General features: G+C 73.0%; 20 protein-coding genes, 1 other RNA gene and 3 pseudogenes. 11 read left to right on the plus strand and 13 right to left on the minus strand.

The features are described 5' to 3' along the window. Nucleotides 1-310: 310 nt before the first annotated feature. Nucleotides 311-997: an SDR family oxidoreductase gene (locus ACFV9M_RS00410; RefSeq protein ID WP_385062057.1), complete on the plus strand. Its 687-nt coding sequence runs from the start codon at nucleotides 311-313 to the stop codon at nucleotides 995-997. A 131-nt stretch (nucleotides 998-1128) separates the two neighbouring features. Here the strand turns inward: ACFV9M_RS00410 and ACFV9M_RS00415 are convergent. Beyond that, nucleotides 1129-1363: pseudogene (locus tag ACFV9M_RS00415) on the minus strand (BBE domain-containing protein); the annotation flags it as partial. Between the two features lie 129 nt (nucleotides 1364-1492). Then, complete coding sequence (locus ACFV9M_RS00420) at nucleotides 1493-2326, minus strand: helix-turn-helix transcriptional regulator (protein WP_385062059.1); 834 nt, start codon at nucleotides 2324-2326, stop codon at nucleotides 1493-1495. Between the two features lie 522 nt (nucleotides 2327-2848). Between ACFV9M_RS00420 and ACFV9M_RS00425 the strand changes: the two genes are divergently transcribed. Continuing rightward, entirely contained in the window at nucleotides 2849-4039 is a 1191-nt protein-coding gene (locus ACFV9M_RS00425; RefSeq protein ID WP_385062061.1) for a S8 family serine peptidase, read from the plus strand. A 231-nt stretch (nucleotides 4040-4270) separates the two neighbouring features. After that, a pseudogene (locus tag ACFV9M_RS00430) lies at nucleotides 4271-4717 on the plus strand (LLM class flavin-dependent oxidoreductase); the annotation flags it as partial. Nucleotides 4718-4949: 232 nt separating this feature from the next. Here ACFV9M_RS00430 and rnpB read toward each other — a convergent pair. Together rnpB and ACFV9M_RS00440 are read right to left on the minus strand one after the other, a co-directional pair. Next, nucleotides 4950-5351, minus strand: an RNA gene (gene rnpB, locus ACFV9M_RS00435) — RNase P RNA component class A. Between the two features lie 69 nt (nucleotides 5352-5420). After that, nucleotides 5421-5558 (minus strand): annotated as a pseudogene (locus tag ACFV9M_RS00440) (Uma2 family endonuclease); the annotation flags it as partial. Between the two features lie 181 nt (nucleotides 5559-5739). On the opposite strand from ACFV9M_RS00440, the gene yaaA reads away from it, so the two are divergent. After that, on the plus strand, nucleotides 5740-6522 hold the full coding sequence (gene yaaA, locus ACFV9M_RS00445; RefSeq protein WP_385062062.1) for a peroxide stress protein YaaA: 783 nt from the start codon (nucleotides 5740-5742) through the stop codon (nucleotides 6520-6522). 81 nt (nucleotides 6523-6603) lie between these two features. Further along, nucleotides 6604-7266, plus strand: a complete 663-nt coding sequence (gene eda, locus ACFV9M_RS00450; RefSeq protein WP_385062064.1) for a bifunctional 4-hydroxy-2-oxoglutarate aldolase/2-dehydro-3-deoxy-phosphogluconate aldolase — start codon at nucleotides 6604-6606, stop codon at nucleotides 7264-7266. Here the strand turns inward: eda and ACFV9M_RS00455 are convergent. From ACFV9M_RS00455 to ACFV9M_RS00465, 3 genes are read right to left on the minus strand one after another with little or no spacing between them, the layout of a single operon-like run. Further along, a complete protein-coding gene (locus ACFV9M_RS00455) occupies nucleotides 7238-8686 on the minus strand; it encodes a bifunctional RNase H/acid phosphatase (RefSeq protein WP_385062065.1) in 1449 nt (482 codons plus the stop codon). The two genes, eda and ACFV9M_RS00455, sit on opposite strands and share 29 nt — an antisense overlap. 12 nt (nucleotides 8687-8698) lie before the next feature. Then, nucleotides 8699-9442, minus strand: coding sequence for a zinc ribbon domain-containing protein (locus ACFV9M_RS00460; protein ID WP_385062258.1), 744 nt, complete (start codon nucleotides 9440-9442; stop codon nucleotides 8699-8701). Next, nucleotides 9439-10287 carry a Nif3-like dinuclear metal center hexameric protein gene (locus tag ACFV9M_RS00465; RefSeq protein ID WP_385062067.1) on the minus strand — a complete coding sequence of 283 codons (849 nt, stop codon included), beginning with the start codon at nucleotides 10285-10287 and terminating at the stop codon, nucleotides 9439-9441. The genes ACFV9M_RS00460 and ACFV9M_RS00465 overlap by 4 nt, the downstream gene beginning before the upstream one ends. A gap of 198 nt (nucleotides 10288-10485) precedes the next feature. Between ACFV9M_RS00465 and ACFV9M_RS00470 the strand changes: the two genes are divergently transcribed. Both ACFV9M_RS00470 and ACFV9M_RS00475 read left to right on the plus strand, forming a co-directional pair. Further along, on the plus strand, nucleotides 10486-11781 hold the full coding sequence (locus tag ACFV9M_RS00470; RefSeq protein WP_385062070.1) for a hypothetical protein: 1296 nt from the start codon (nucleotides 10486-10488) through the stop codon (nucleotides 11779-11781). A gap of 96 nt (nucleotides 11782-11877) precedes the next feature. Next, nucleotides 11878-12033, plus strand: coding sequence for a hypothetical protein (locus ACFV9M_RS00475; RefSeq protein ID WP_385062071.1), 156 nt, complete (start codon nucleotides 11878-11880; stop codon nucleotides 12031-12033). Nucleotides 12034-12126: 93 nt separating this feature from the next. Here ACFV9M_RS00475 and ACFV9M_RS00480 read toward each other — a convergent pair whose 3' ends face one another. From ACFV9M_RS00480 to ACFV9M_RS00490, 3 genes are all read right to left on the minus strand, one after another. After that, on the minus strand, nucleotides 12127-12984 hold the full coding sequence (locus ACFV9M_RS00480; RefSeq protein ID WP_385062073.1) for a MaoC/PaaZ C-terminal domain-containing protein: 858 nt from the start codon (nucleotides 12982-12984) through the stop codon (nucleotides 12127-12129). A gap of 194 nt (nucleotides 12985-13178) precedes the next feature. Beyond that, entirely contained in the window at nucleotides 13179-13832 is a 654-nt protein-coding gene (locus ACFV9M_RS00485; RefSeq protein ID WP_385062075.1) for a class I SAM-dependent methyltransferase, read from the minus strand. A 90-nt stretch (nucleotides 13833-13922) separates the two neighbouring features. Further along, nucleotides 13923-15662, minus strand: coding sequence for an MFS transporter (locus ACFV9M_RS00490; protein WP_385062077.1), 1740 nt, complete (start codon nucleotides 15660-15662; stop codon nucleotides 13923-13925). A gap of 279 nt (nucleotides 15663-15941) precedes the next feature. Here ACFV9M_RS00490 and ACFV9M_RS00495 point away from each other — a divergent pair, with 279 nt between their 5' ends. The 3 genes from ACFV9M_RS00495 (at nucleotide 15942) to ACFV9M_RS00505 (ending at nucleotide 19618) form a co-directional block, all read left to right on the plus strand. After that, nucleotides 15942-17441, plus strand: a complete 1500-nt coding sequence (locus ACFV9M_RS00495) for an MFS transporter (protein ID WP_385062078.1) — start codon at nucleotides 15942-15944, stop codon at nucleotides 17439-17441. Nucleotides 17442-17705: 264 nt separating this feature from the next. Beyond that, a complete protein-coding gene (locus ACFV9M_RS00500; RefSeq protein WP_385062080.1) occupies nucleotides 17706-18647 on the plus strand; it encodes an N-acetylmuramoyl-L-alanine amidase in 942 nt (313 codons plus the stop codon). Between the two features lie 170 nt (nucleotides 18648-18817). Beyond that, on the plus strand, nucleotides 18818-19618 hold the full coding sequence (locus ACFV9M_RS00505; RefSeq protein WP_385062082.1) for a hypothetical protein: 801 nt from the start codon (nucleotides 18818-18820) through the stop codon (nucleotides 19616-19618). Nucleotides 19619-19768: 150 nt separating this feature from the next. Here ACFV9M_RS00505 and ACFV9M_RS00510 read toward each other — a convergent pair whose 3' ends face one another. The 3 genes from ACFV9M_RS00510 to ACFV9M_RS00520 are packed head-to-tail and all read right to left on the minus strand — an operon-like array spanning nucleotide 19769 to nucleotide 23446. Continuing rightward, nucleotides 19769-20551 carry a hypothetical protein gene (locus ACFV9M_RS00510; protein WP_385062084.1) on the minus strand — a complete coding sequence of 261 codons (783 nt, stop codon included), beginning with the start codon at nucleotides 20549-20551 and terminating at the stop codon, nucleotides 19769-19771. After that, nucleotides 20538-22124: a substrate-binding domain-containing protein gene (locus ACFV9M_RS00515; RefSeq protein WP_385062085.1), complete on the minus strand. Its 1587-nt coding sequence runs from the start codon at nucleotides 22122-22124 to the stop codon at nucleotides 20538-20540. The genes ACFV9M_RS00510 and ACFV9M_RS00515 overlap by 14 nt, the downstream gene beginning before the upstream one ends. Continuing rightward, a complete protein-coding gene (locus tag ACFV9M_RS00520) occupies nucleotides 22121-23446 on the minus strand; it encodes a hypothetical protein (RefSeq protein WP_385062086.1) in 1326 nt (441 codons plus the stop codon). The genes ACFV9M_RS00515 and ACFV9M_RS00520 overlap by 4 nt, the downstream gene beginning before the upstream one ends. A gap of 151 nt (nucleotides 23447-23597) precedes the next feature. Here ACFV9M_RS00520 and ACFV9M_RS00525 point away from each other — a divergent pair, with 151 nt between their 5' ends. Continuing rightward, the gene (locus ACFV9M_RS00525; RefSeq protein ID WP_385062088.1) at nucleotides 23598-23891 is read left to right on the plus strand and encodes a hypothetical protein; all 294 of its coding nucleotides are present in this window, start codon (nucleotides 23598-23600) and stop codon (nucleotides 23889-23891) included. Nucleotides 23892-23905: the final 14 nt, after the last annotated feature.

Raw genomic sequence — 23905 nt, forward strand, 5'->3', positions numbered from 1 at the left:
GGCACCCACTGACCATGGGAACCGGGCGGGAACCCCCCGCCGCGCCGTCGGACAGTCAGGCCACGTACCTGGCGGACCGTCACATGGTCGCCCTGTGGACTCGGTCCGGCGGCAGCGTGGGGACGGCCCCGCCGGTCGGGGACATCGAGACCCTTCCTCCCGGTATTCAACCTCCTGGTATCGGAACCAACGGCATCGGCGCGGTCCCGGTCTGCCTGGTAGCCCTGCCACCAGCACAACGCGCATCTGGAAGGTCCTCCGGCAGAGCCCCAGGATCAGTGACGCAAGCAGGGAACAACTGGAGGCAATGATGCGTGTTGTGATCTTGGGCGGTACGTCGGGTATCGGCCTGGCGACGGCGGAGAAGCTGACGGCGACCGGCGCCGAAGTGATCGTCACCGGACGCGACGCCGAGAAGCTGGCCGCGGTCAAGGACCGGGTGGCCGGCGCCGAGCGGGTGGACGGCACCGACGAGCAGGCCGTCGCCGAGTTCTTCGAGCGGGTGGGCTCCTTCGACCATCTGGTGCTCGCCTTCAGCCCGGGCGCGCTGGGTCTCGGCCCGCTGGCCGGCCTGAAGGTCGCGGACATCAGGTCCGCCTTCGACGGCAAGCTGTTCGCCTACCTGTCCGCCGTCCAGAAGGCGCGGGTCACGGGCTCCATCACGTTCGTGTCCGCAGCCACCGCGCGCTCCGCCGTCCCCGGCACCGTGACGTTCGCCGCGGTCAACGGCGCGATCGAGCGGATCGTCTCGCCGCTGGCGGCCGAGCTGTCGCCGGTCCGCGTCAACGCCGTGGCACCGGGGGCCGTGGACACGCCCTGGTGGTCGTTCGTGCCCGAGGAAGCGCGTGCGGGCCAGTTCACCGCGATGGCGCAGGACCTGCCGATCAAGCGGGTCGGCAAGCCCGGCGAGGTGGCTGACGCGATCGCCTATCTCGTCGGCGCGGAGTACGTGACCGGCACGATCCTCCCGGTCGACGGCGGCTTCACGGTCGCCTGACCACGGACCGCCACGGGAACCGGGAACCGAGCCTCTCCGGGGCCCGGTTCCGAGGAAGCCGGGCCATCCCCCGGACAGCACCCGGCCCACCGGATCTGATCCGGTGGGGCGGGTGCTGTCCGGGCGAGGCCTCAGTCGTCCGGCAGCCGGACCGACAGTGGGTGCCGGAAGGCGTTCCCGGGGTCGTACGCGGCCTTGACCCGCTGGAGCCGCGGGCAGTTGCCCTTGCGGTACAGGGTGGTACGGCATGCCCGAGGTGTGCCAGGCGGGGTCGGCCAGGTCGGTGTCCGGGTAGTTGGTGTACGAGCCGTCGGTGGCCCCGTCAGGCACCGGCACCCCTCCGGTCGCCGCGTGCATGTCCCGGTACGGCCCGGGACGACAGGACGAGCGAGGTGTACAGGCCGGCGTAGGGGGAGCCGTCGTCGCTGTGCTCGGCTCCACAAGCGCGGCGCACCCCCGCCAGAGCCGCGCCGGTGGCGACCTCAGGGGAGCGGCTCAGTCCTCGCGCTTCCGCAGCAGTTCGCCCAGGCGCCGTTCCAGGTCCGATCCTGGCTTCACGAGATACGACACGAGGGTCTTGTCGTCGTCCGCGACATGCATCTTGATGTACTCCAGCTCGATCACGCCGAGCCGCGGATGGTTGACGGTGCGCGCCTTGGGGATGAACGGGGCCAGCTCCTTGAGCTGCCACAGCCGGGTGAAGTCCGGGCTGGACTCCTCCAGGGCGTCGAGGAGTTCGACGATGCCGGGGTCGAGGATGCGCTCGCCGACCTGGGTGCGGAACAGGGCGAGGGTGTACGAGGCCTCCTCCTCCCAGTTCTCCGACATCGCCCGCACCTCCGGGGAGGTGAAAGTGAGCCACAGGACGTTGCGGCGCTCGTCGGGGAGCGCGCCCAGGTCTCCGTAGAGCAGCTCGCAGCCCTGGTTCCAGGCCAGGATGTCGAAGCGCCGGTTCACGATGAACGCCGGATTCGGGTTCAGGTGGGTGAGCAACAGCTCGTACTGCTTGGGGAGTTCGGGGCGCGGCGGGGCGTTGCCCGGCGGTACCTCACCGGCCAACCGGAACAAGTGGTCGCGCTCGACCGGGTCCAGGCCCAGTGCGTTCGCGAGGCTGCCGAGCACCTGCCGGGAGACCCGGATCTCCCGCGCCTGCTCCAACCACGTGTACCAGGTGATGCTGAGGCCGGCGAGCGTGGCGACCTCCTCGCGCCGCAGCCCCGGTGTGCGCCGGTGGCCGACGACGGGCAGTCCCACGTCCTGGGGCTTGCGACGCTCGCGCCGACTGCGGATGAACTGAGCCAGCTCACGCCGCTGTCTCTGCGTGCTCACCTGATCCCCCTCTTCTTCCCTACCCGCCGACCAGCCTAAAGGGTGGCCGTGCCGGGACCGGCATGACGGGGCGATGACGGTGGAGACCAGGGCGCGCTGGTGCGGAGGAAACCCGCAGCGGCGGCCACCCTCACCGGTGACGACGGCGATGAGCACCGTGCGCCACTCCACCAGGACCTACGGCAGGCCGATTGCGGCAGTGGAGATGCCAACGGGGCTTTTGCGTCGATCGGTTGCGACGTCAGACATCTCGGCCGACCACCTGGGGCCCCTTGTCCGTCACGTCACCCGATCAGTGGCCTCGCTGAAGAAGCTCACTGTGCGGCAGGCGAGCCCCCTGCCTCGCGACTTCGCAGAAGCCCTGCTACCTGAGCACAGTCTGAGCGCCCCCTTAACGCCAGCATAAAGATCACCCTCACCAGCTTTGACCAGGCGGCTTCACCGTTTCTTGGCGCTAGCTTCTGGTCGGTCCCACACGGGAACCACCCCATGCGTCACACCATTTCGAGGAGACATCCCCGCATGCTGCGTAGGAGATTGGCCCTGCTCACCTGCGCCGGTACGGTGCTCACCCTGACCGGTCTCGCACCGTTGGCAGACGCCTCCGAGCCCGTACCGCTCGGCGTCGTACGAGGCGCCGACAACCCCCGGGGCATCGACGGCTCGTACATCGTCGTGCTCAAGAAGGACGCCCCCAGCGCCAGAAAGGGCAAGGCCGGTCAGCTCACCGGCAAGTTCGGTGGCAAGGTGCACCGCACCTTCAGCGCCACCCTCAACGGCTTCACTCTCGAAGCCACCGCCACCCAGGCCCGCCAGTTGGCGGCCGATCCATCCGTCGCCTTCGTCGAACAGAACAGCGTCGAGTACGCCGACACCACCCAGTCCTCCCCCACGTGGGGACTCGATCGCGTCGACCAGGCGAACCTCCCGCTCAGCGGCAGTTACACCTACTCGACCAAAGCGAGCAACGTCACCGCCTACGTCATCGACTCCGGCATCCGCATCACGCACGGCAACTTCGGCGGACGGGCCGGCTACGGCTACGACTTCGTCGATGACGATTCCGTCGCCGACGACTGCAACGGCCACGGCACGCACACCGCCGGTACCGTCGGCAGCAGCACCTACGGCGTGGCCAAAGGCGTGAAGCTGGTCGCCGTGCGCGTCCTCGACTGCAGCGGCAGCGGCACCACCGCGAACGTCATCGCCGGCTACGAATGGGTCGCCACCCACGCCCAGTTGCCCGCCGTCGCCAACGTCTCCATAGGCGGCAGCACGAGCACCGCCAAGGACGCTGCCGTGGCGGGCATGGTCGACGCCGGAGTCACCGTCGCCGTCTCCGCCGGCAACAACGCCGTCGACGCCTGCGACCAGTCCCCCGCCCGCGAGCCCTCAGTGATCACCGTCGCCTCCACCACCAACGCCGACGCCCGCTCCAGCTTCTCCAACTACGGCACGTGCGTCGACATCTTCGCCCCCGGCTCCTCCATCACGTCCCTCGGCTACACCTCCGACACCGCCACCGCCGTCAAGAGCGGCACCTCGATGGCCACCCCGCATGTGACCGGCGCCGCCGCCCTCTACCTGGCCACCCATCCCTCGGCGAGCCCGGCGACCGTCACCGCCGCGATCAAGTCGGCGGCCACGAGCGGGGTGGTTACGAATGCCCAAACCGGAAGCCCCAACCTGCTGCTGAACGTCAACGGGCTCTGAGGCCGCCTTCAGCCGTTCCTGCCGATCACCAGTCGGGTAGCGGGGACGCATCACCGGTAGTTCGTCAACCGATCGTCTCAGATTGAGTTGTGCGGTGGGTCCTATGGTCGGCAGGGTGTCGGGGGCGCGTACTGCTCCTGTTCCTGAGGACCTGTGGGAGCGGGTGGCTGCGCTGCTGCCACCCGCTCCCGAGCGGCGGCGCCGCCATCCGGGACCGCGCTTCCTGCGCCGATGCCGCTTCGAGTGCGAGCGCACGTCGGCCACCCCAGCACCCGGTGCCCACCACGGCGGCACAGACGACGCACGCGAGCCAGGCCGACCGCTGCCACTGCGGGATTCGCTCACCACCGCGCCGAAGCGACTGCCCGTCAGTTCCGCCTGGGGCGGATCACGGGTCCGTTCGGCAAGGTGCTCACGCCGGTGGGCCTCGGCTGTGTGGACCCGTGGGTGCTCACCTCCGCCGTCGCGGCGGTCACCGAGCGGACTGGGTTCCTGGTCGCCTTCCGGGCCGGGCTGACGCAGCCCACGCTCATCGCCCAGCAGGCGGACACCTTCCGCAGACCGTTCGGCGACCGCATCGCGCTCAACGTGGTCACCGGCGGCGACCCGGTGGAGCAACTCGCCTACGGGGACCCGCTGGAGAAGACGCAACGGTATGCGCGTACCGGGGAACTCATACAACACCTGCGGCTCCAGCGCCATGTTCCGACGGTTCTCGCGAACGCCGAGCCCAGAGGCCTCGCGCGCCCCTCCGCTCCAGGACCTTCCAGGGACTTTCCGCGCTGTCCGAGGGACTTCCGAGGGACTTCCGAGGGACTTCCGCCACCTGACGCGGCAAGCCCCCGAAAGACCGGAAAGGGCCTCCGACGCAGGCCAGAGGCGCTTTCCGAGGCAAAGCCGCAGGTGGCGGCAGACGAGTCGGGCTGTACGCCGGGTTCTGTCACCCGGTCGCCTCGCGGCGGCCGGGGAGACGGCCATCCATCTAGGACCGGCGTTGCCGCCGGCCTCGTGCGGTCTACCCGCGGACTCGGGCGGGCAGCCCTCGAACGTCCGCGCAGAGCGCTTTTGACGGCGCTCCTTTTGACCTTGCTCCGGGTGGGGTTTACCTAGCTGCCCAGGTCACCCTGGGCACTGGTGGTCTCTTACACCACCGTTTCACCCTTACCGAGGACCGAGGTCCCCGGCGGTCTGTTTTCTGTGGCACTGTCCCGCGGGTCACCCCGGGTGGCCGTTAGCCACCACCTTGCCCTGTGGAGCCCGGACGTTCCTCGGGAAGCCCCTGGGGGCTCCACGCGGCCGTCCGCCCGGCTCGTCTGCCGTATGGACCATGGTACCGGGCGTGCGCCGCGGCCGGGTGCGGCGGCCGGTCCGCGGCTCAGCGTTCCCCGTCCGACGGCGGCGTCACGACGATCTCCCCCTCGACGAGCTCCGCCCGGAACCTTTCAGGGTGTCCAGGGCGAGAAAGCCCTCCAGCAGGGACCTCTTCCTGCGTGAGCGGCTCATGGGCCATGGCGGTCATGTCACGCCCCTCCTTCGGTCGCTCGCCGGACTCGGACATCGCCGGATCACCTGTCCGTGAGATCGGGAGCCCTTCCCTCGATCGTGGAACGTGATCACCGCCGTCGCAGGGACACGGCTCGCCCGGCACCGCGGCCCCACCCCGTACGCTGGCGCGGAGCCCTATCGAAGGAGAAACGCGCGTGCTCGTCCTGCTGCCCCCGTCCGAAGGAAAGGCCGCGTCCGGTGGTGGCGCCCCGCTGGAGCCGGCGTCGCTGTCGCTGCCGGGGCTCGCCGCCGCCCGGGAGGCCGTGCTGGCCGAGCTGGTCGAGCTGTGCGCGGGGGACGAGGACAAGGCGCGCGAGGTGCTGGGGCTGAGCGAGGGGCTGCGCGGTGAGGTCGCCAAGAACGCGGCGCTGCGCACGGCGGGCGCCCGGCCGGCCGGTGAGATCTATACGGGCGTGCTGTACGACTCCCTGGACCTGGCCTCGCTGGACGCGGCGGCGCAGGAGCGGGCGGCCGGGTCGCTGCTGGTGTTCTCGGGGTTGTGGGGGGCGGTCCGGGTGACGGACCGGATCCCGTCGTACCGCTGCTCGATGGGGGTGAAGCTGCCCGCACTGGGGGCGCTGGGCGCGTACTGGCGGGCGCCGATGGCGGAGGTGCTGCCCGAGGCGGCCGGGGACGGGCTGGTGCTGGACCTGCGGTCGGCGGCGTACGCGGCGGCGTGGAAGCCGAAGGGCGAGGTGGCCGGGCGGACGGCGAGCGTGCGGGTGCTGCACGCGCCGACCCGGAAGGTGGTCAGCCACTTCAACAAGGCGACCAAGGGGCGGATCGTACGGAGTCTGCTGACGGCGGGGATCGCCCCGCAGGGCCCCGCCGAGCTGGTGGTCGCGCTGCGGGACCTCGGCTACGTGGTGGAGGAGAAGGCCCCGGCGCGGGCAGGGGCTGTCTGGACGCTGGATGTACTGGTGGAGCACGTCCACTAGCCGATGGCACCGACCGACCCACCGTTGCATCATGCGCAACGACCTTTGCGCGTGCTGCACACCGGGGGCAGGATGAGGCGCATGACCTCACTCCTGCCCTCCCCTTCGGCTGCCTCGGTGCTGGACATCGCCCCCGTCGTGCCCGTGGTGGTCCTGCGGGACGCCGCCGACGCCGTGCCGCTGGCGCGGGCGCTGGTCGCGGGTGGACTGCCGGCCGTCGAGGTGACGCTGCGCACGCCCGCCGCGCTCGACGTCATCCGGGAGATCGCCGGCGCCGTGCCCGAGGCGGTCGTCGGGGCCGGGACGGTCATCACGCCGGAGCAGGTGACGCGGTGCCGGGCGGCGGGCGCGCGGTTCCTGGTGAGCCCCGGCTGGACGGAGGTGCTGCTGGCGGCGATGCGCGCGTCCGGGCTCCCCTTCCTGCCCGGGGTGTCGACCACGTCGGAGGTCGTGGCGCTGCTGGAGCGCGGGGTGCGGGAGATGAAGTTCTTCCCGGCGCAGGCGGCCGGGGGGACGGCGTATCTCGGGTCCCTGGCCGGGCCGCTCCCGCAGGCCCGGTTCTGTCCGACGGGCGGGATCGGCCCGGACAACGCGGCGGAGTACCTGGCGCTGCCCAACGTCGGTTGCGTCGGCGGGAGCTGGATGGTCCCGGCGGACGCGGTGGCCGACCGGGACTGGGGGCGGATCGAGGAGCTGGCGCGGGCCGCCGCCCGCCTCAGGGACGCAGGTGGGACGTGTCGTTGAGGAGGCGGAGGCTGGCGTTGCCGTCCGCGTAGTACGCCACGACCGACAGCGAGGCCGCCGACAGCTCCATCCGGAACAGGGACTCCGGCGGCGCGCCCAGCGCGAGCCGTACGAGGGTCTTGATCGGGGTGACATGGGTGACCAGCAGCACGGTGCGGCCCGCGTACGCCGCGACCAGCTTGTCGCGGGTGGCGGCGATCCGGGTGGCGGTCGCCGCGAAGCTCTCGCCGCCGCCGGTGGGTTCGGCCTCCGGGTCGGCCAGCCAGGCGTTCAGGTCGTCGGGGTGGCGCTCGCGGACCTCGCCGAACGTCAGCCCTTCCCAGGCGCCGAAGTCCGTCTCGCGCAGCCCGTCGTCGACGGTGGCCTCCAGCCCCAGCCGGGCGGCGACGGCCGCCGCGGTCTCCCGGGTGCGGGCGAGCGGGGAGGCGACGATGTGCTGGACGGTGCCGCGCCGGGCGAGGGCGGCGGCGACCCGCTCGGCCTGCTCCCGGCCGACGCCGGAGAGGGAGGGATCGCTGCCGCCGCTCCCGGAGAAACGCTTCTCTGGGGTGAGGGGCGTCTCCCCGTGCCGCAGCAGGACGAAGGTGGCCGGCGCTCCGAGGTCGGGCGCGGAGCCCCAGCCGACGGACGGCTGCGCGGCGGCCGAGGCGGAGGCGGCCGGTGTCACGGCAGCGGAGACGGAGGCGGCCGGTGTCACGGCAGCGGGGGCGGAGGCGGAGGCGGCCGGTGTCGCGGCAGCGGGGGGTGCGGTGGGCGTGGGGGCGGGCGCGGTGGGGGTGGCCACGGTGCGGGCGGCGCGGCGGTCGTCGGCCTTCGTGCCGGGCGTGGGAGCGGGGGCGGTGGCCGCCGCGGCCGTCGTCGGGCGTGTCCGCGCCAGTGCCGCACGGGCCCTGGCCGCCCCCGCGGCCGCGTCCCCGGGCGGACCGGACGGCTCGGGCGCCGCCGCGGTGACGGCCGGCCGCGCCGGGGCGTCCAGGGCCGCCCGGGACGCCCCGGCGTCCCACTGCTCGCCCCGCTTGCCCGCGTCCATCGCCTCGTTGGCCAGCCGGTCGGCGTGCTTGTTGCGTTCGCGCGGGATCCACTCGTAGGTGACCTGGCCGGGCGGGAAGACCCGGGACGCCTCCGCGGCCAGCGGCTTCATGTCGGGGTGCTTGATCTTCCAGCGCCCCGACATCTGCTCGACGACCAGCTTGGAGTCCATCCGGACGCGCACCGGGGCCGACGGGTCGAGTTCGCGGGCGGCGCGCAGTCCGGCCACCAGCCCGCGGTACTCGGCCACGTTGTTGGTGGCGACGCCGATGTACTCGGCACGCTCGGCGAGCGTCTCCCCCGTCGCCGCGTCGATCACCACGCTGCCGTAGCCCGCGGGCCCCGGGTTGCCGCGCGACCCGCCGTCGGCCTCGACGATGAACTCCCGCACGCCGTCCGCCCCTTACAGCCCGGACTCGGACGTGCGCACCAGGATCCGGCCGCAGTTCTCGCACCGTACGACGGTGTCGGGCGCGGCCTTGCGGATCTCGCTCAGCTCGGTGATGGCGAGTTCCTGGCGGCAGCCCTGGCAGGATCGCGCGTACAGCTTGGCCGCGCCGATGCCGCCCTGCTGCCCGCGCAGCTTGTCGTAGAGCTTGAGCAGATCGGCCGGGACGGCGCCGGCGACGACCTCGCGCTCCTTCGTCACCGTGGCGGCCTCGCCGTCGATCTCCTCGAACGCGGCGTTCCGGCGGCCGGTCGCGTCGTCGATCTTCGTCTCCACGGAGGAGACGCGCTCGGTCAGTTCGGCGACCCGCTCCTGGGTGGCCTCGCGGCGCTCCATGACCTCCAGGACGACGTCCTCCAGGTCGCCCTGGCGCTTGGCGAGGGAGACGATCTCCCGCTGGAGGTTCTCCAGGTCCTTCGGGGAGGTGACGGCACCGGAGTCGAGCCGCTGCTGGTCGCGGGCGGCGCGCTGGCGCACCTGGTCCACGTCCTGCTCGGCCTTGGTCTGCTCGCGGGCGGTGTCGCTCTCCTCGGTCTGCGCGGCCACGAGCAGGTCGCGCAGCTGCGTCAGATCCTTGGTCAGCGACTCGATCTCGGCGTGCTCGGGCAGCGACCTCCGCTTGTGCGCGAGCTGCTGCAGACGCACGTCGAGGGCCTGGACGTCGAGGAGTCGGATCTGGTCGGCGGGCGCGGCGTTCAGTTGGGGGCTCCAGGTGAGGGGGAGTGAAGGGTCCAGGGGTCGGTGACCGTCGCGGAGACGTGGACCCGCAGGCCCCATCCGTTCCGGTCGGAGATCTCGTCGAGCTGGGCGGCGGCCAGCTCGCACCAGGGCCACTCGGTGGCCCAGTGCGCCGCGTCGAGCAGCGCGAGAGGACTGCGGGCGCCGGCGGCCATGAACTCGGACGCCGGGTGGTGGCGCAGATCCGCGGTGAGGAAGGCGTCGACTCCGGCCGCACGCACGTGGTCGAAGAGGCTGTCGCCGGATCCGCCGCTCACGGCGACGGTGCGTACGACCGCCTCCGGGTCCCCCGCCACCCTGATGCCCTGCGTGGTCGCCGGCAGCCGCTCGGCGGCCCGTGCGGCGAGCTCGCGCACGGTCAGCGGATGGTCCAGCTCGCAGACCCGGCCGAGCCCGCGCCGCCCGTCCGGGTCCGAGGCGTCGGGGACGAGGGGCCGGACGACCCGCAGGTCGAGCGCCCCGGCGAGCGCGTCGCTCACCCCCGGGTCGGCGGTGTCGGCGTTGGTGTGGGCGACGTGCAGCGCGATGTCGTTCTTGATCAGATCGTGCACGACCCGGCCCTTGAACGTCGACGCCGCGACGGTCGTCGTCCCGCGCAGGTACAGCGGATGGTGGGTGACGAGCAGATCGACGTCCAGCTTCACCGCCTCGTCGACGATCTCCTGGACGGGGTCGACCGCGAACAGGACCCGCGCGACCTTCTGGTCGGGGTCGCCCACGACCGTACCGACCGCGTCCCAGGCCTCGGCCCGCTCGGCGGGCCACAGCTTCTCCAGCGCGGCGATGACTTCAGACAGACGGGGCACGGGGAAAAGGCTACCTGGCCGGTCCTCGGGGGTGCACCGGCGCGGGGTGCGGGGAGCCGGGCGGGTGGGCGGACAGCACAACCCCCCGAACCCCCGGAGGCGAATCGCTTCTGCACCACTCGTACGAGCGAAGCGCCCGTGCCCCGATCCCCCTCCCGTGCGCACGACCTTAGCTTCGTCACCGGAGGTGACCGAGCCATGACGGCCTGTGCAATCGAATCCACCACGGAGGACGAGGACGACGACGACCGTACGCCGCACGCGCCCTGCGTGATCACGGCGGACGGCGCCTACGCCGCCCGTCTCGCGCGAGACGGCGAGTCCTGGTTCCCGGAGCGCTGGACGTTGGACGGCCCCGAGCCGTACGCCGTACCGCTCCCCGTCCACCAGCCGGAGGAGCCCGGCACGGAAGTGCACCCGATGGGCGACGGCCGTGTTCTGATCCGCCGGGTGGTGCGGGGACGGCACGCCTTCTCGCTGCTCTACCCGACCGGCCCGGGCACCGGCGAACTGCCGTTGGGCGCGGTGGAGTGCCCGGACGCGGGCACCCGGCTGCGCCTGCTGCCGCCGGCGCCGTGCGGTGAACGGGCGTACGCCCTGGCGGTGGGTCCGCGGTCGACGACGCTGTGGCTGGTCGCGGGCGGCGCGTTCGGCCCGGAGCACGTCGCCGACCTTCCCGGCCGCTGCTCGGGCGGGGTGTGGCTGGACCGGACGGGCCGCATGCTGGCGCTGGACCGGGAGACCGGCGGCCGCACGAAGGCCGTGGTGGTGGACCTGGAGCGGGGCGGCGAGGTGTCCCCGCTGCTCCAGATCACCGCCGACAGCGACGACCGGCTGCTGCTGGCGGACCCGGACAGCGGTCTGCTGCTGATCAGCTCGGACGCGCCCTCGCCCGGTGAGGCACGGCTCGGCTGGGGCGTGCTCGGCAGCACGTTCCCGGTCCGCTTCCCGGAGTCGTTGCGGATCCCGGGCTGCGTCCTGACACCGTTCGCGATCCAGCCGGGTCAGGTGCTGCTGCCGGAGACGTGCGCGGTGGCGCTCCGCGTCGACGGCCCGTTCGGCAGCCGGCTCGGCGTGTGGCGCCCGGCGGAACGGCATCTGCACCAGCTGGCGGCTCCCGAGGGCTGGCTGACGGGCAGCGGCCTGTGGACCCGGGACGGCGTGCTGCGCCTGCCGTACGCGACGGCGGCGGAGCCGTGCGGCGTGGCGCGCGTGAGCGTGGCCCCGCGCGGCACGGGCGCGGAACCAGCGGCCGCGCAACCAACGGCCTCCGCACCGAGTCCCCTCCCGCTCTCCTTCTCCCTCCCCACCGAGCCCTCCATCCCCGGCTCGCCCGCCCCCGCCTGCACTCCTGCCTCCGTTCCTGACTCCACTCCTGCCTCCGCCGCCGGACCCGGACCCGGTCCCGGACCCGGTCCCGGTGCCTCCGCACCCGGTGCCGCCCGCCCTGTTCCGCTCCAGCAGGCCCCTCTCGACCGGCTTGTAACGAAGTAGCAGCGGTCGGCATGGCCGCCTGGATACGCCCCGAGGTGCGCCGGATAAACTCTCCCGGCTGTAAGAAAGATCATGTTGACGGGGTGAACACTTCCGATGAGTGACGCAAGCACCACGCGGCCGCTGTCCGCCGACACCCAGGAGAGCGGTCACGGCCGCCACCGGGGCCCGGTCTCGGCCCAGGACGGCGAGTCCGCTCCTCGCGGCCGGCACCGCAAGCCGGCCGCGGAGAAGGTCGAGGCGGCTGCCTGACGGTACGCGCCGGAAGGCCCCGCCCGTCTCACGACGGGCGGGGCCTCCCGCGTTCCACCTTCCGCGTTCCACCTCCCGCGTTCCGGCGGGGACTCAGTCGTGGGTGACGAGTGTGTCGGTGAGGACCGGCGCGTCGCCCCGCTCGACCGCGCTCACCGTCGCCCGCACCGCGCCCGCCCGCCGCCACAGGCGGACGCGCAGAGTTTCGCCCGGGTACACGACTCCGGCGAAGCGGGTGGTGTACGAGCGCACCCGGGTCACGTCCCCGTCGAGCAGCGTGTCGACGACGGCCTTGAGGGTGATCCCGTAGGTGCACAGGCCGTGCAGGACGGGCCGCTCGAAGCCGGCGAGCCGCGCGAACTCGGGGTCGGCGTGCAGCGGGTTCCGGTCGCCGGAGAGGCGGTAGAGCAGGGCCTGGTCCTCGCGGACGCGCCGTTCGAGCACCGTGTGGGGTGCGCCGTCCGGTGGGCCGGGCCGGGCGGAGGGACCGCGGTCTCCGCCCCAGCCGCCCTCGCCCCGTACGAAGACGTGGGCGTCGCCGGTCCACAACGGGCCGTCGGCGTCGGTGACGTCGGTGCGCAGGACCAGGACGGCGGCCGTGCCCTTGTCGTACACCGCGGTGATCCGGCCGGTGGCGGTGGCGGCGCCCTCGGCGGGGATCGGGCGGTGCACGGTCAGCGACTGGCCGCCGTGCAGGACACGGGCGAGGTCGACGTCGACGCCGGGCATGGACAGGGCGCCGATCACCCCGGGCGGGCCGGAGCCCGCGACGGTGGCGAAGCTGGGCAGGACGTGCAGCCGCGACTCCAGGGTGTAGCGCAGTTCGCGGGGGTCGGTGGCGGGGACGCCCGCGCCGATGCCCAGGTGGTACAGGAGGACGTCCTCGGCGGTCCAGGCGATCTCGCGGGAGCGGGGTGCGGCGGCGAGCGCCTCGGCCACGTCGATGGGCATGGGCCTCCTCGCTGTGGCGGAGCACCGCGCGCGGCCCCGGTCACGTGTGAACGGTCAGGACGATACGTCGGATGCCGGCACCGTTGGTCGCCGGACGGGCCCCCGACCGCCCGAAGACCGCACGGAGGCCGCCCGGAGACCGCACGAAGATCGCAGGAGACCGCACGGCCCGACACCGGTTCCCGGGCGCCCTTTCAGATCCCGGTGCCCGTGCGCCGCAGCACCCGCAGCGAACCGGTGTCCGAGACCTCCGTGAAGGCCCCGGACGCCAGGGCGCGCAGGTAGACGCGGTAGGGGGCCTGGCCGGTGAACTCGTCGGCGGGGTGCGGGAAGACGTCGTGGATGACGAGGAGGCCGCCGTCGGCGAGGTGGGGGGCCCAGCCCTCGTAGTCGGCGTTCGCGTGCTCGTCGGTGTGGCCGCCGTCGACGAAGACCAGGCCGAGGGGGGCGCCCCACACCTTCGCCACCTGCGGCGAGCGGCCGACCAGGGCGACGACGTGCTCCTCCAGTCCCGCCCGGTGGAGGGTGCGGCGGAAGGTGGGCAGGGTGTCCATCAGGCCGGTCTCCGGGTCGACCGTCTCCGGGTCGTGGTAGTCCCAGCCGGGCTGCTGCTCCTCGCTGCCGCGGTGGTGGTCCACGGTGAGGGCGGTGACCCCGGCGGCGCGGGCCGCGTCGGCGAGCAGGAGCGTGGAGCGCCCGCAGTAGGTGCCGACCTCCAGCAGCGGCAGGCCCAGCCGTCCCGCCGTCACGGCCGCCGCGTACAGGGCGAGCCCCTCGTCGACGGGCATGAAGCCCTTCGCGGCCTCGAACGCGGCCAGGATCTCGGGCTCGGGTGCCGCGGCGGTCATGGGGTGCCTCCCGGTCGTACGGATGCGCAGGCGCCCATGCTGTCGCACCCCCCGCCGGCGGTTGCGGCGGGGGGTGCGGTGAGCCGGTCGTCAGGCCGTGACCGTCTCGCCCGGCAGCGCCAGGTCCACGTCGACCGGGTGGTCGTCGCCCGCGTGGGTCGCGGCGGAGGCGTGGGGGCCGTGGCCGGTGGCCCGGGCGGCGAGGACGTAGGAGCCCTGGGCGGGGACGGTGAGGGTGTAGCTGCCGTCCTGGGCGGACAGGGTGGCGCCGGCCTGCCGGCCGCGGGGGTCGATGAGGGTGACCCTGGCGCGGGCGACCGGGGTGCCGCCGGCGTCCAGGACGCGGCCGCGGAAGCCCCGCAGGACGGCCTCGGCGCGTTCCAGGTTGGCGTCCTCCTCGCTGCTGGCGCGCAGCAGCGGCGCGGCCGACGGGGTGCGGCCGGGCAGGCAGAGGGCCAGGACGAGGCCCACGGCGACGGCGGCGGTGGCGATCAGGAAGGAGACGCGGAAGCCGTGCAGGGTGGGGACGGCGACGCCGTTCACGGTGTGCGCGGTGTTGGCGAGCACCATGCCGATGACGGCGCTGGAGACGGACGTTCCGATGGACCGCATCAGGGTGTTCAGGCCGTTGGCCGCGCCGGTCTCGGAGGCGGGGACGGCGCCGACGATCAGCGCGGGCAGGGACGAGTAGGCGAGGCCGATGCCGGCGCCGAGGACCACCGCGATGACGAGGCTCTGCCAGGCGGCGCTCATCAGGCCGAGGCCGGCGCCGTAGCCGATGGCGATGATCAGCATGCCGAGGATCAGCGTGACCTTGGGGCCGTACCGGGCGGAGAGCCGGGCGTAGACGGGCGCGGTGAACATCATCGTCAGGCCGAGCGGGGCGACGAGCAGGCCCGCGGCGACCATCGACTGGCCGAGGCCGTAGCCGGTGCTCGTCGGCAGCTGGAGGAGTTGCGGCAGGACGAGGGAGACGACGTAGAAGCTGACGCCGACCATGATCGAGGCGAGGTTGGTGAGGAGGACCTCGCGGCGGGCGGTGGTCCGCAGGTCGACCAGCGGGGCCTTCAGGCGCAGCTCCATCACGCCCCACAGGACGAGGACGGCCGCCGCCGCGGCGAACAGGCCGAGCGTGGTGGCGGAGGTCCAGCCCCAGTCGCTGCCCTTGGTGATGGGCAGCAGAAAGAGGACGAGTCCGGCGGACAGGCCGAGCGCGCCGGGCAGGTCGAAGGAGCCCTCGGCGCGCGCCGGGGACTCGGGGACGACGAGGAGGGTGAGGGCGATGGCGAGGACGCCGAGGCCGGCGGCGCCGTAGAAGAGGGCGTGCCAGTCGCTGTGCTGGGCGATCAGGGCGGCGGCGGGCAGGGCGAGGCCGCCGCCGACGCCGATGGAGGAGCTCATCAGGGCCATGGCCGAGCCGAGCCGTTCGCGGGGCAGCATGTCGCGCATCAGGCCGATGCCGAGCGGTATCGCGCCCATCGCGAAGCCCTGGAGGGTGCGGCCGGCGATCATCGTGATCAGGTCGCTGGTGACGGCGCTGACGAGCGCGCCGACGACCATCACGGCGAGGCTGAGGATCAGCATGCGCCGCTTGCCGTACAGGTCGCCGAGGCGGCCCATGATGGGCGTGGCCACCGCGCCGGAGAGCAGGGTGGAGGTCAGGACCCAGGTGGCGTCGCTGGGGGCGGTGTCCAGCAGTTGCGGCAGGTCCTTGATGACCGGGACGAGCAGGGTCTGCATCACCGCGACCACGATGCCCGCGAAGGCGAGCACCGGGACTACGGCACCGTTCGCTCCGCGTCGGGGCCGGTCGGTCGGCGTGTGCGTCATGAAGAGGGGCCTCCAGGCCTGAGGTGAGGGCGAGGGTGTGGGCGAGGGTGCGGGCGAGGGTGTGGGCGGGATGTGAGGGCAGGGGTGAGGGAGGGGACGAGGGAGCGCGGCGTGCGGGATACGTGCATGATGAACCACGTATGCATGAGCAACTATTCCTATGCTTCGGCACACTAACGAAATCTTGACCTTCTCTTGGGGAGACGGCCTGCCGGGCCAGGGCTACGGCCCGAGACCTACGCCGGATTTCCGATGCAAGGGGCACGGAGCCTTGAGACCATGACGCCCATGCCCGAAGCGACCGACACCGTGCCACCGCCCCGCCGCCCCGTCTCCCCCGCCTCCCCCTCCTCCCCCGCCTGGCTCGTCGTCGCGCTCGCCTGCGCCGGGCAGTTCCTCGTCGTCCTCGACGTCTCCGTCGTGAACGTGGCGCTGCCGTCGATGCGGGCGGAGCTGGGGATGGGCGCCTCGGGCCTTCAGTGGGTGGTGAACGCGTACGCCATCTCCTTCGCCGGGTTCATGCTGCTCGGCGGACGGGCCGGTGACCTGTACGGGCGCAAGCGGATGTTCCTGGTCGGGCTCGCCCTGTTCACGGTGGCCTCGCTGGCCGGCGGGCTGGCCCGGGACGACTGGCAACTGCTGCTCGCGCGGGCGGTGCAGGGGCTGGGCGCGGCCGTGCTGGCGCCCGCCACGCTGACGATCGTCACCGCCGCCGTCCCGGAGGGCGCGGCCCGGGCCCGGGCGATCGCGACGTGGACCGCCGTCGGGGCGGGCGGCGGCGCCGCGGGCGGGCTCGTCGGCGGTGTGCTGGTCGACCTGCTGTCGTGGCGCTGGGTGCTGCTGATCAACGTGCCGGTCGGCGCGGTCGTCCTGGCCGGCGCCCTCGCCCGCCTGACCGAGAGCCGGGCCGGTGACGGCCGCCGCCTCGACCTGCCGGGCGCCCTGCTGGTGACGGCCGGGCTGGCCACCCTGGCGTACGGCATCTCCCGGACGGAGGCCGAGGGGTGGGCCGCGACGGCGGTGCTGGTGCCGCTGGCCGCCGGGCTCGCGCTGATCGCCCTGTTCCTGGCCGTCGAGGCCCGCACGGCGGCCCCGCTGATGCCGCTCGGACTGCTGCGGCTGCGGCCGGTGGCCTCGGCGAACACGGCGATGTTCCTGACCGGCTCGGCCATGTTCTGCATGTGGTACTTCATGACGCTGTACGCGCAGAACGCGCTCGGCTACACACCGCTGGAGGCGGGCCTGGCGCTGATGCCCAGCTCCCTGGCCATCGTCCTCGGCTCCAAGCTCGCGCCCCGCCTCATGCGGGCGGCCGGGGCGCGCACCGTGGCCACGCTGGGCGCGCTGGTCGCGGCGGCCGGGTTCGGCTGGCAGTCGACGATGAGCGCCGACGGCGCCTACCTCACCGCGATCATGCTGCCGGGCGTCCTGATGATGCTGGGCGCGGGCCTGTCGGCGACCCCGCTCGCCGCGCTCGCCACCTCCGGGGCGGCGCCGGGCGAGGCGGGTCTGGTCTCCGGGCTGGTCAACACCTCCCGCACGATGGGCGGTTCGCTGGGCCTGGCGGTGCTGTCGACGGTGGCGGCCGCCCGCACCGACGGCGGCACCACGCCGGAGGCGCTGACCGAGGGCTACGCGCTGGCGTTCCGCACGGGCACGGGGGTGCTGCTCGCCGGGGCGGCGCTGATGCTGGTGTGGCTGCCGCGCAGGCCGGCGACGGGCGCCCCGGTCGCCGCGGCCTCCTCCGCCACGGAGGGTTCCCGGACACCCGTGAAGTGAGCCGCCGGCCCCAGCCCTCCCGGACACCCGTGAAGTGAGCCGCCGGCCCCAGCCCTCCCGGCCACCACCGTCCGGCCACCACCCTCCGGGCACCCCACCCCCTCCGGGCACCCCACCCCCTCCGGGCACCCCACCCCCCTCCGGCCACCACCCCTCCGGCCACCACCCCTCCGGCCACCACCCTCCGGCCGTCGCCCTCCAGCCACCACCCCTCCGGCCGTCGTCCGCGGGTCGCGCCATGCGGTCCCCGCTAGGGTGGCACGCGTGTCGTACACAGGCCCGGAATTCGATCATCCGCTCCCCCGGCGCTCGCGGCTGCGCCGCCCCCTCGCCGTGGCGCTCGCCGTGCTCGTGCCCGGCGCGCTGCTCGGGTGGCTGGGGTACGAGGCGCTGGCCGGGGCGGGGGACGGCGGGCCCGGCCGGGTGACGGGAGCGGCGACAAGCGGGCGAGGGCCGACGACGGCCGGCGCCGACGGCGACGGCGACGGGAAACCCGCCGCCTCCGCCTCACCGTCCGCCACGGCCACGGCCGCCTCCCTCACGGGCAAGGTCGTCGTCATCGACCCGGGCCACAACCCGACCAACTTCCGGCACCCCGACGAGATCAACAGCAAGGTGGACGTCGGCACCCACCGCAAGGAGTGCGACACCACCGGCACGTCCACCGACTCCGGTTACAGCGAGGCCGCGTTCACCCTGGACGTGGCACACCGGCTGAGCACCCTGCTGCGACGGCAGGGCGCCACGGTGACACTGACCCAGGACGCGGACCGGCCCTACGGCCCCTGCGTCGACGAGCGCGCCCGGATCGGGAACGCCGCGCACGCCGACGCGGTCGTCTCGATCCACGCCGACGGCTCGGGGACCGGCAACCGCGGCTACCACGTGATCCTGCCGGGCGAGGTGCGCGCGGGCGCCGCCGACACCCGTGCCATCGTGGGTCCTTCGCGGGAGCTCGGGAAGCTGATCGCCGCCGGCTTCGGGCGCGTCACGGACAGCGCACCCTCCAACTACGTGGGAGACGGCAGCGGTCTCGTCACGCGCGAGGACCTGGGCGGTCTCAATCTGTCAACGGTTCCCAAGGTGTTCATCGAGTGCGGCAACATGCGCGATAGCAAGGACGCGGCGCTGCTGACCAGCGGTGCCTGGCGGCAGAAGGCGGCGCAAGGGATCTCTGAGGGAATCGTGAGTTTCCTGCGCGGGTAGCGATCGGCGCACTGATCCCGGCGGACAGTCCGATCGTACGGACGATAGTGTCGTCCCTACGATCAGGGGCCGCCCCCGCGCTTCCCACCCGGGCCTGACGGCGACATGGTGACAGCGACGCCTCTACCGATGCGTGGACCGATGACGAGACGACTGACGAAGGACCTGAAGTGAATATCCGCTCCCTCACTCGAGGCGACGGCGTGGTGATCGGAGCAGCGGTATTGCTGTTCATCGCGTCGTTCCTGGACACGTTCGACGGCTCCGGTGACGACGTCCCCAACGCCTGGGACAACCTCGGCCTCCTGATGAGCATGTACATCGGTGGGATCATCGGGGCGGCGCTGATCGTCGTCGCCCGCGCGCTCCCGCAGCCGCGCAAGGTCGCCGGCCTCGACCTCGGCCAGTTGGGCGTCGCGCTGGCCGTCTTCGCCGCGTGGACGTCGTTCTGGTCGATCATCGACCCGCTGGGCGCGTTCACCGACGCCTTCGACGGGGCGGACATCGACACCGGCGCCGGCCTCATCCTCGGTCTGATCGGCGCCCTCCTGCTGGCCGCGGCCGCCATCGCCACCCCGCTGGTGCCGGCCCTCCAGGCCGCGCTGATCCCGGCCCCGAAGCCGCCGACGCCGCAGCCCTACGGCGCCCAGCCGCCCGGTGGTTACGGCTACCCGGGCGCGCAGCAGCCGCCGTTCGGCGGGCATCCGCAGCAGGGTCAGCCGGGGCAGCCGCCGTTCGGCGCGCAGCCGGGTCCGGCGCAGCCGCCGGCCCCGGACTTCTCGCCGTTCTGGTTCGCCGTGCCGGTGCCGCGTCCGCTGTTCGCGGAGGACGGCGCGCCCACGCCGATCGCCGAACTGGCGCCCGGCACCTGGTACCTGGCCGTCGAGCAGGGCGCCCAGGGTCTGGTCGCGCAGACCCAGGACGGCCGGCGCGGTGTCCTGCGGGACACCTCCGGCATCCAGCGCGGCTGAGCCCCGGCCCGGACCGAACGGACCGGACCGACGTACGGCCCCGGACCAAACCGACGTACGGCCCCTCGCCCTTCCGGGCGGGGGGCCGTCGTCGTACCACCACCCCCGCACAGCTGACGCGCGGTCAGTACAGTTCGCCCGGCCGGAATTTCAGAGGAATATCGCGATCGGATTCAGCGTCAGCTCGCCCCGTTCGCGGTTCCAGGTCGGCACCTTGCCGAGGCAGCGGGCCTGGAACTCGCCGGTGAAGTAGTCGGGGTTGTGGAAGCCCTCGCGCACCCCGGCCGCCTCGCAGACGATCCGCACCCGCGCGGGTGGCAGTCCGGTGCCGTACCGGGCGCTCAGCACGATGTCGTCGTTCTCCGCGCGCACCGCGGTGAACCGGCCGGTGACCGAGACGAACGCCGAGGCGACGCCGACGGCGGTCAGCGGCACCCGGCCGTCGCCGCCCTGGTCGCCCAGCGAGTCCTCGAGCGCCCGGTTCGGGGTGACCACGCCGGTGGTGAGGTCGGCGTGCACGACGGCGTCCTCCTTGCGCATGGTGTCCATCAGCAGCCGGATCACCGTGATCGGCGTGCTCTGCAGGATGTAGGCGGTGACACGCTCCTTGGTGACCTGGCGGTGCGCCCCGCCCGAGCCGCCGAGCCCCAGCCGGGCGCGCAGCCCGATGCCGGTGTCGACGTTTATCCGGTCGGCGACCTCGGCCTCCAGCGCGTGGGCGAACCCGCCGTACTGGTAGAGGTCCATGACCCGTTTGTCGTGCAGGAAGAAGCACATGCCGTGGACGGTGCGCCCGTCGTCGCGGCGGCGGCGCGACCGGCCCAGGCGCAGCAGGGCGTGCCGGGCCACGACGGCCAGGGACGCCGCCGTCACCGCCCAGACGACCAGCCACGGCCACCACAGGCCCCACCACTGACTGTCAATGACACCCACGGATCTCCTTGAACGCGTCGGAGAGCGAGGAGAGGCCCGCGTCGACCACGCGGCCGCCGGTCGCCGCGGCGACCCGCTTCAGGGCGCCGGCGTCGGCCTCTCCGAACGGGACGGGGAAGGTGGGCACCGCGTCGGCCGCGGACCCGAGCCGGTCGTGCCGGCTCAGGAACTCGGCGTACGACAGGCCCGCGTTGTTCTCGCCGTCCGTCATCAGCACGACGGCGACGGGCCGTTCGGGCGCGGCCCGTACGGCGTCGGTGGCGATGCGGTAGCCGCGGTCGAGGGCCGACCAGACGGCGGTGGCGTCGTCGAAGCCGCCGTCCGCGACGATCCGGTCGAGGGTGCGCAGGTCGGCGTCGGAGCGGACGGTGACCGTGCGCTCCTGGAGCACCCGGCCGCCGAAGCGGACGACGGTGAGGCGCTCGCCCCGGTAGAAACGGGCGAACTTGCCGGTGGCGGAACGGTCGGCGCCGCTCAGGCCCGCGAAGGCGGCCCGCAGGGCGGCGATGCGCTCGCCGCGCATCGACGTGGAGAAGTCCAGCACGAACACGACCTGGTCGCCGGTGGCGTGCACCGGGTCGCCGTAGTCGTCGACGAGCCGCTCCACGATGGACAGCCGGTCGGGGAAGGACAGGGCGTTGCCGACGGGCGCGCGCAGTTCGCGGGAGGGCTCGACGTCCTGGTTGACGGGCCGGCGGTGGGTGCGCCGCATCAGCTCGCGCTGGACGTCGGCGCCGAGCAGCCAGTCGACGACCTTGCCGTACGCCGCGCGCTCGCCGGGGTCGAGGAGGAGCAGCGGGAAGTCGGAGAGGACCATGCCGTCGTCCGGGTGGACGATCTCCAGGGGCCGGTCGAGCCGGTCCCCGGCGTTGAGGGTGAGCAGTTCGGACTCGTGGGCGATCAGGGCGTCGGCGGCGTCCTGGTGGTCGACGTAGGTGTCGATCAGGTCGCGCGAGCTGGCGCCGGTGAGGCTCTGTCCGGAGCGGAAGCCGCGCAGCCGGTCGCAGGAGACGTCCTCCTCCCGCAGGGCGCCGCCGGTGTCGGCGGCCGCGGTGGCGACGCCGACGAGCGCGGCCCGCCCGGTGTCGCTGCGCCGGGGGTCGGCCATGCCGAAGCGCAGGGTGCCGTCGGCGGCGGCGTCCGCGACGTCCGCCCAGGAGATCCGGCCGCCGGGGGCGCGCTCGCGCAGCGCGTCGGCGGTGTCCGGGGTGAGTCCGACGACGACGGGTGAGCGCATGATCGCGGTGGACTCGGGCCGGGTGAGGCGGTCGCCGGAGTCCTGGAGGCGCAGTTGGAAGGAGCGGTCGGAGGCGAGCCAGGCCAGGTCGTAGGAGCCTTTCTCGCCGGGGGCGGGCGGCTGGCCGGCGAGGTCGGCGGTCGCCGTGTAGTCCATCTCCAGCTCGACGCCGGTCTCCTCCTCCAGCCGGTCCAGCAGCGGTGCCACGTCGGCCAGTTCGGGGCTGGCCAGCACCCGCAGGGTGACCGGGTCGTCGTCCGTGGTGCAGGCCGGGGTGAGGGTGGTCAGCAGGGCGAGGGCGAGGGCGGCCACGAGGGGGCCGGGGCGCCGGGTCACGGGGTGTCCTGTACGGGCGGCGGGCAGTTGCCGACGTGGTCGATGATCCGTTCCAGGACGTCCAGTTCGGGTTCGTAGGACTTGGTCTGGTCGCGGTTGGGGACGGGCTCCTGTATGCCGTGGTCGCGCAGGTGGTCGCCGAGGCGCTCGCCGGTGCCGTCCTCGCCTGAGACGCGGACGCGGAAGCCCAGTTCGATGGCCCGGTCGCGCAGTTCCTCGTCCTCCTGGAGCAGTTGGACCAGCCGGTCGCCGTCGTCGGTGAGGGAGATGAGCTGGGGCTCGGTGAGGGCGTAGGGCGTGGGGTAGAGCAGGACGCGGTTGGTGTCCTGCTTGCCGTACTGGTCGTGGTAGGCGAGCTGGTGGGCCAGGTACTGGTGCTCGTAGAGGAGGGAGAGGGGCGCGATGCTCTCGCCGAGGTCGGAGAAGTAGCTGTCGGCCTGTTCGTCGGCCCACATGCCCTGGAGGTTGATCAGGGGTTTGATCTTCGCGGCGAGTGCGGTGACCGCGTCCGCCGCGAGCCGGGGGTCGTCGGTGTTCTGCGTGCCGGGGGTGCTGTTCCGGTTGGCGACGAAGGCGAGGAGGCTGAGGTAGGTGCCGGCGGAGTTGGACTCGCAGACGTCGGAGGTGCGCACCAGGACCCGGCCGCCGTTGCTGCGGCCGCCGTCGCCGCTTCCGTCGTCGCGGTCGTAGCCGATGCCGTTCCAGGTGTCGGCGCCCTCGACGCGGCCGTCGCCGTCCTGGTCGGCGGTGGTCCGGCCGTCCTCCTGGCCGTCGAGCAGGGTCATGAACGCGGCCATGTCGAGGTCGTAGTAGAGGGTGGGGCCGCCGTCGGGGTTCTCCTGCGGGGTGGCCACGCCGGTCTTCACCAGGGTCTCGGCGTAGGCGCGGAAGGTGCCGAGGACCAGGGGCGTGACGAAGGGGCGGACCGAGCGGACGGAGCGGTCCTGCCGGTCGAGGACGAGCTTCGCGGCGGGCTGCCCGGAGGGGAAGACGACGTCCATGTCCTCCAGGGACTGGGTGGCGATGCCCCGCGAGCCCAGGCGGTGGATGTCGACGCGTAAGCCGTGCTCGAGCAACAGCCGCTGCACCGCCGGGTCTCTGAAGAAGTCCGACTTGGAGGCCATCCGCGCCTCCAGGGTGGTGATCCGCTCGAAGGGGCGGAACGCGTTGCCCGAGATGCTCAGGGAGAGCAGGCCCGCCAGCGCCAGCACCAGCGCGACGACGACATGTCGGGGGACAGGGCGGCGTCTGGCCTGGCGCGTGGTGAGCCGGGGCTCCTCCGACGCGGGTCTTCCGGTGTCGGCTCGTACGGTGTCGGGCAACGGCCCTCCTGCCACTCAAGGGGCCAGGATCATCAGCCATGCGTTCGAACACCCTCCCCCGGAAGGGGGAACTCCATGCCAACGGCGAGCAAAGCCGGGCCGACCGGAGCCGGCCGGGTTTCATCCCGTCTCGAACGGCAAACCGAACAGCATGTCACCTCGATATCGGAGCGGTGCGAATCAGGCCGGTACGGTCATCGCCGTCGTGGCCGACGTCATGGCCCTCATCCTGGGCCTGTGGATCCTCATGTACCTGCTGGACGCCAACCGGGGCAATGACTTCGTGCAGTTCGTGCACGACGTGGCCCGCTGGCTGGCGGGCTGGTCGCACGACCTGTTCACGTTCGACGAGGCGTGGGCGCGGGTCGTCGCGGGCTACGGTCTGGCGGCGGTGGTCTACCTGTTCGTGGGCCACGCGATCGCCCATCGGGTCCACCGCCACTGACCGTCCGGAGGCGT

This window comes from Streptomyces sp. NPDC059895, assembly GCF_042731035.1.
In the GTDB taxonomy this organism is placed as follows: domain Bacteria; phylum Actinomycetota; class Actinomycetes; order Streptomycetales; family Streptomycetaceae; genus Streptomyces.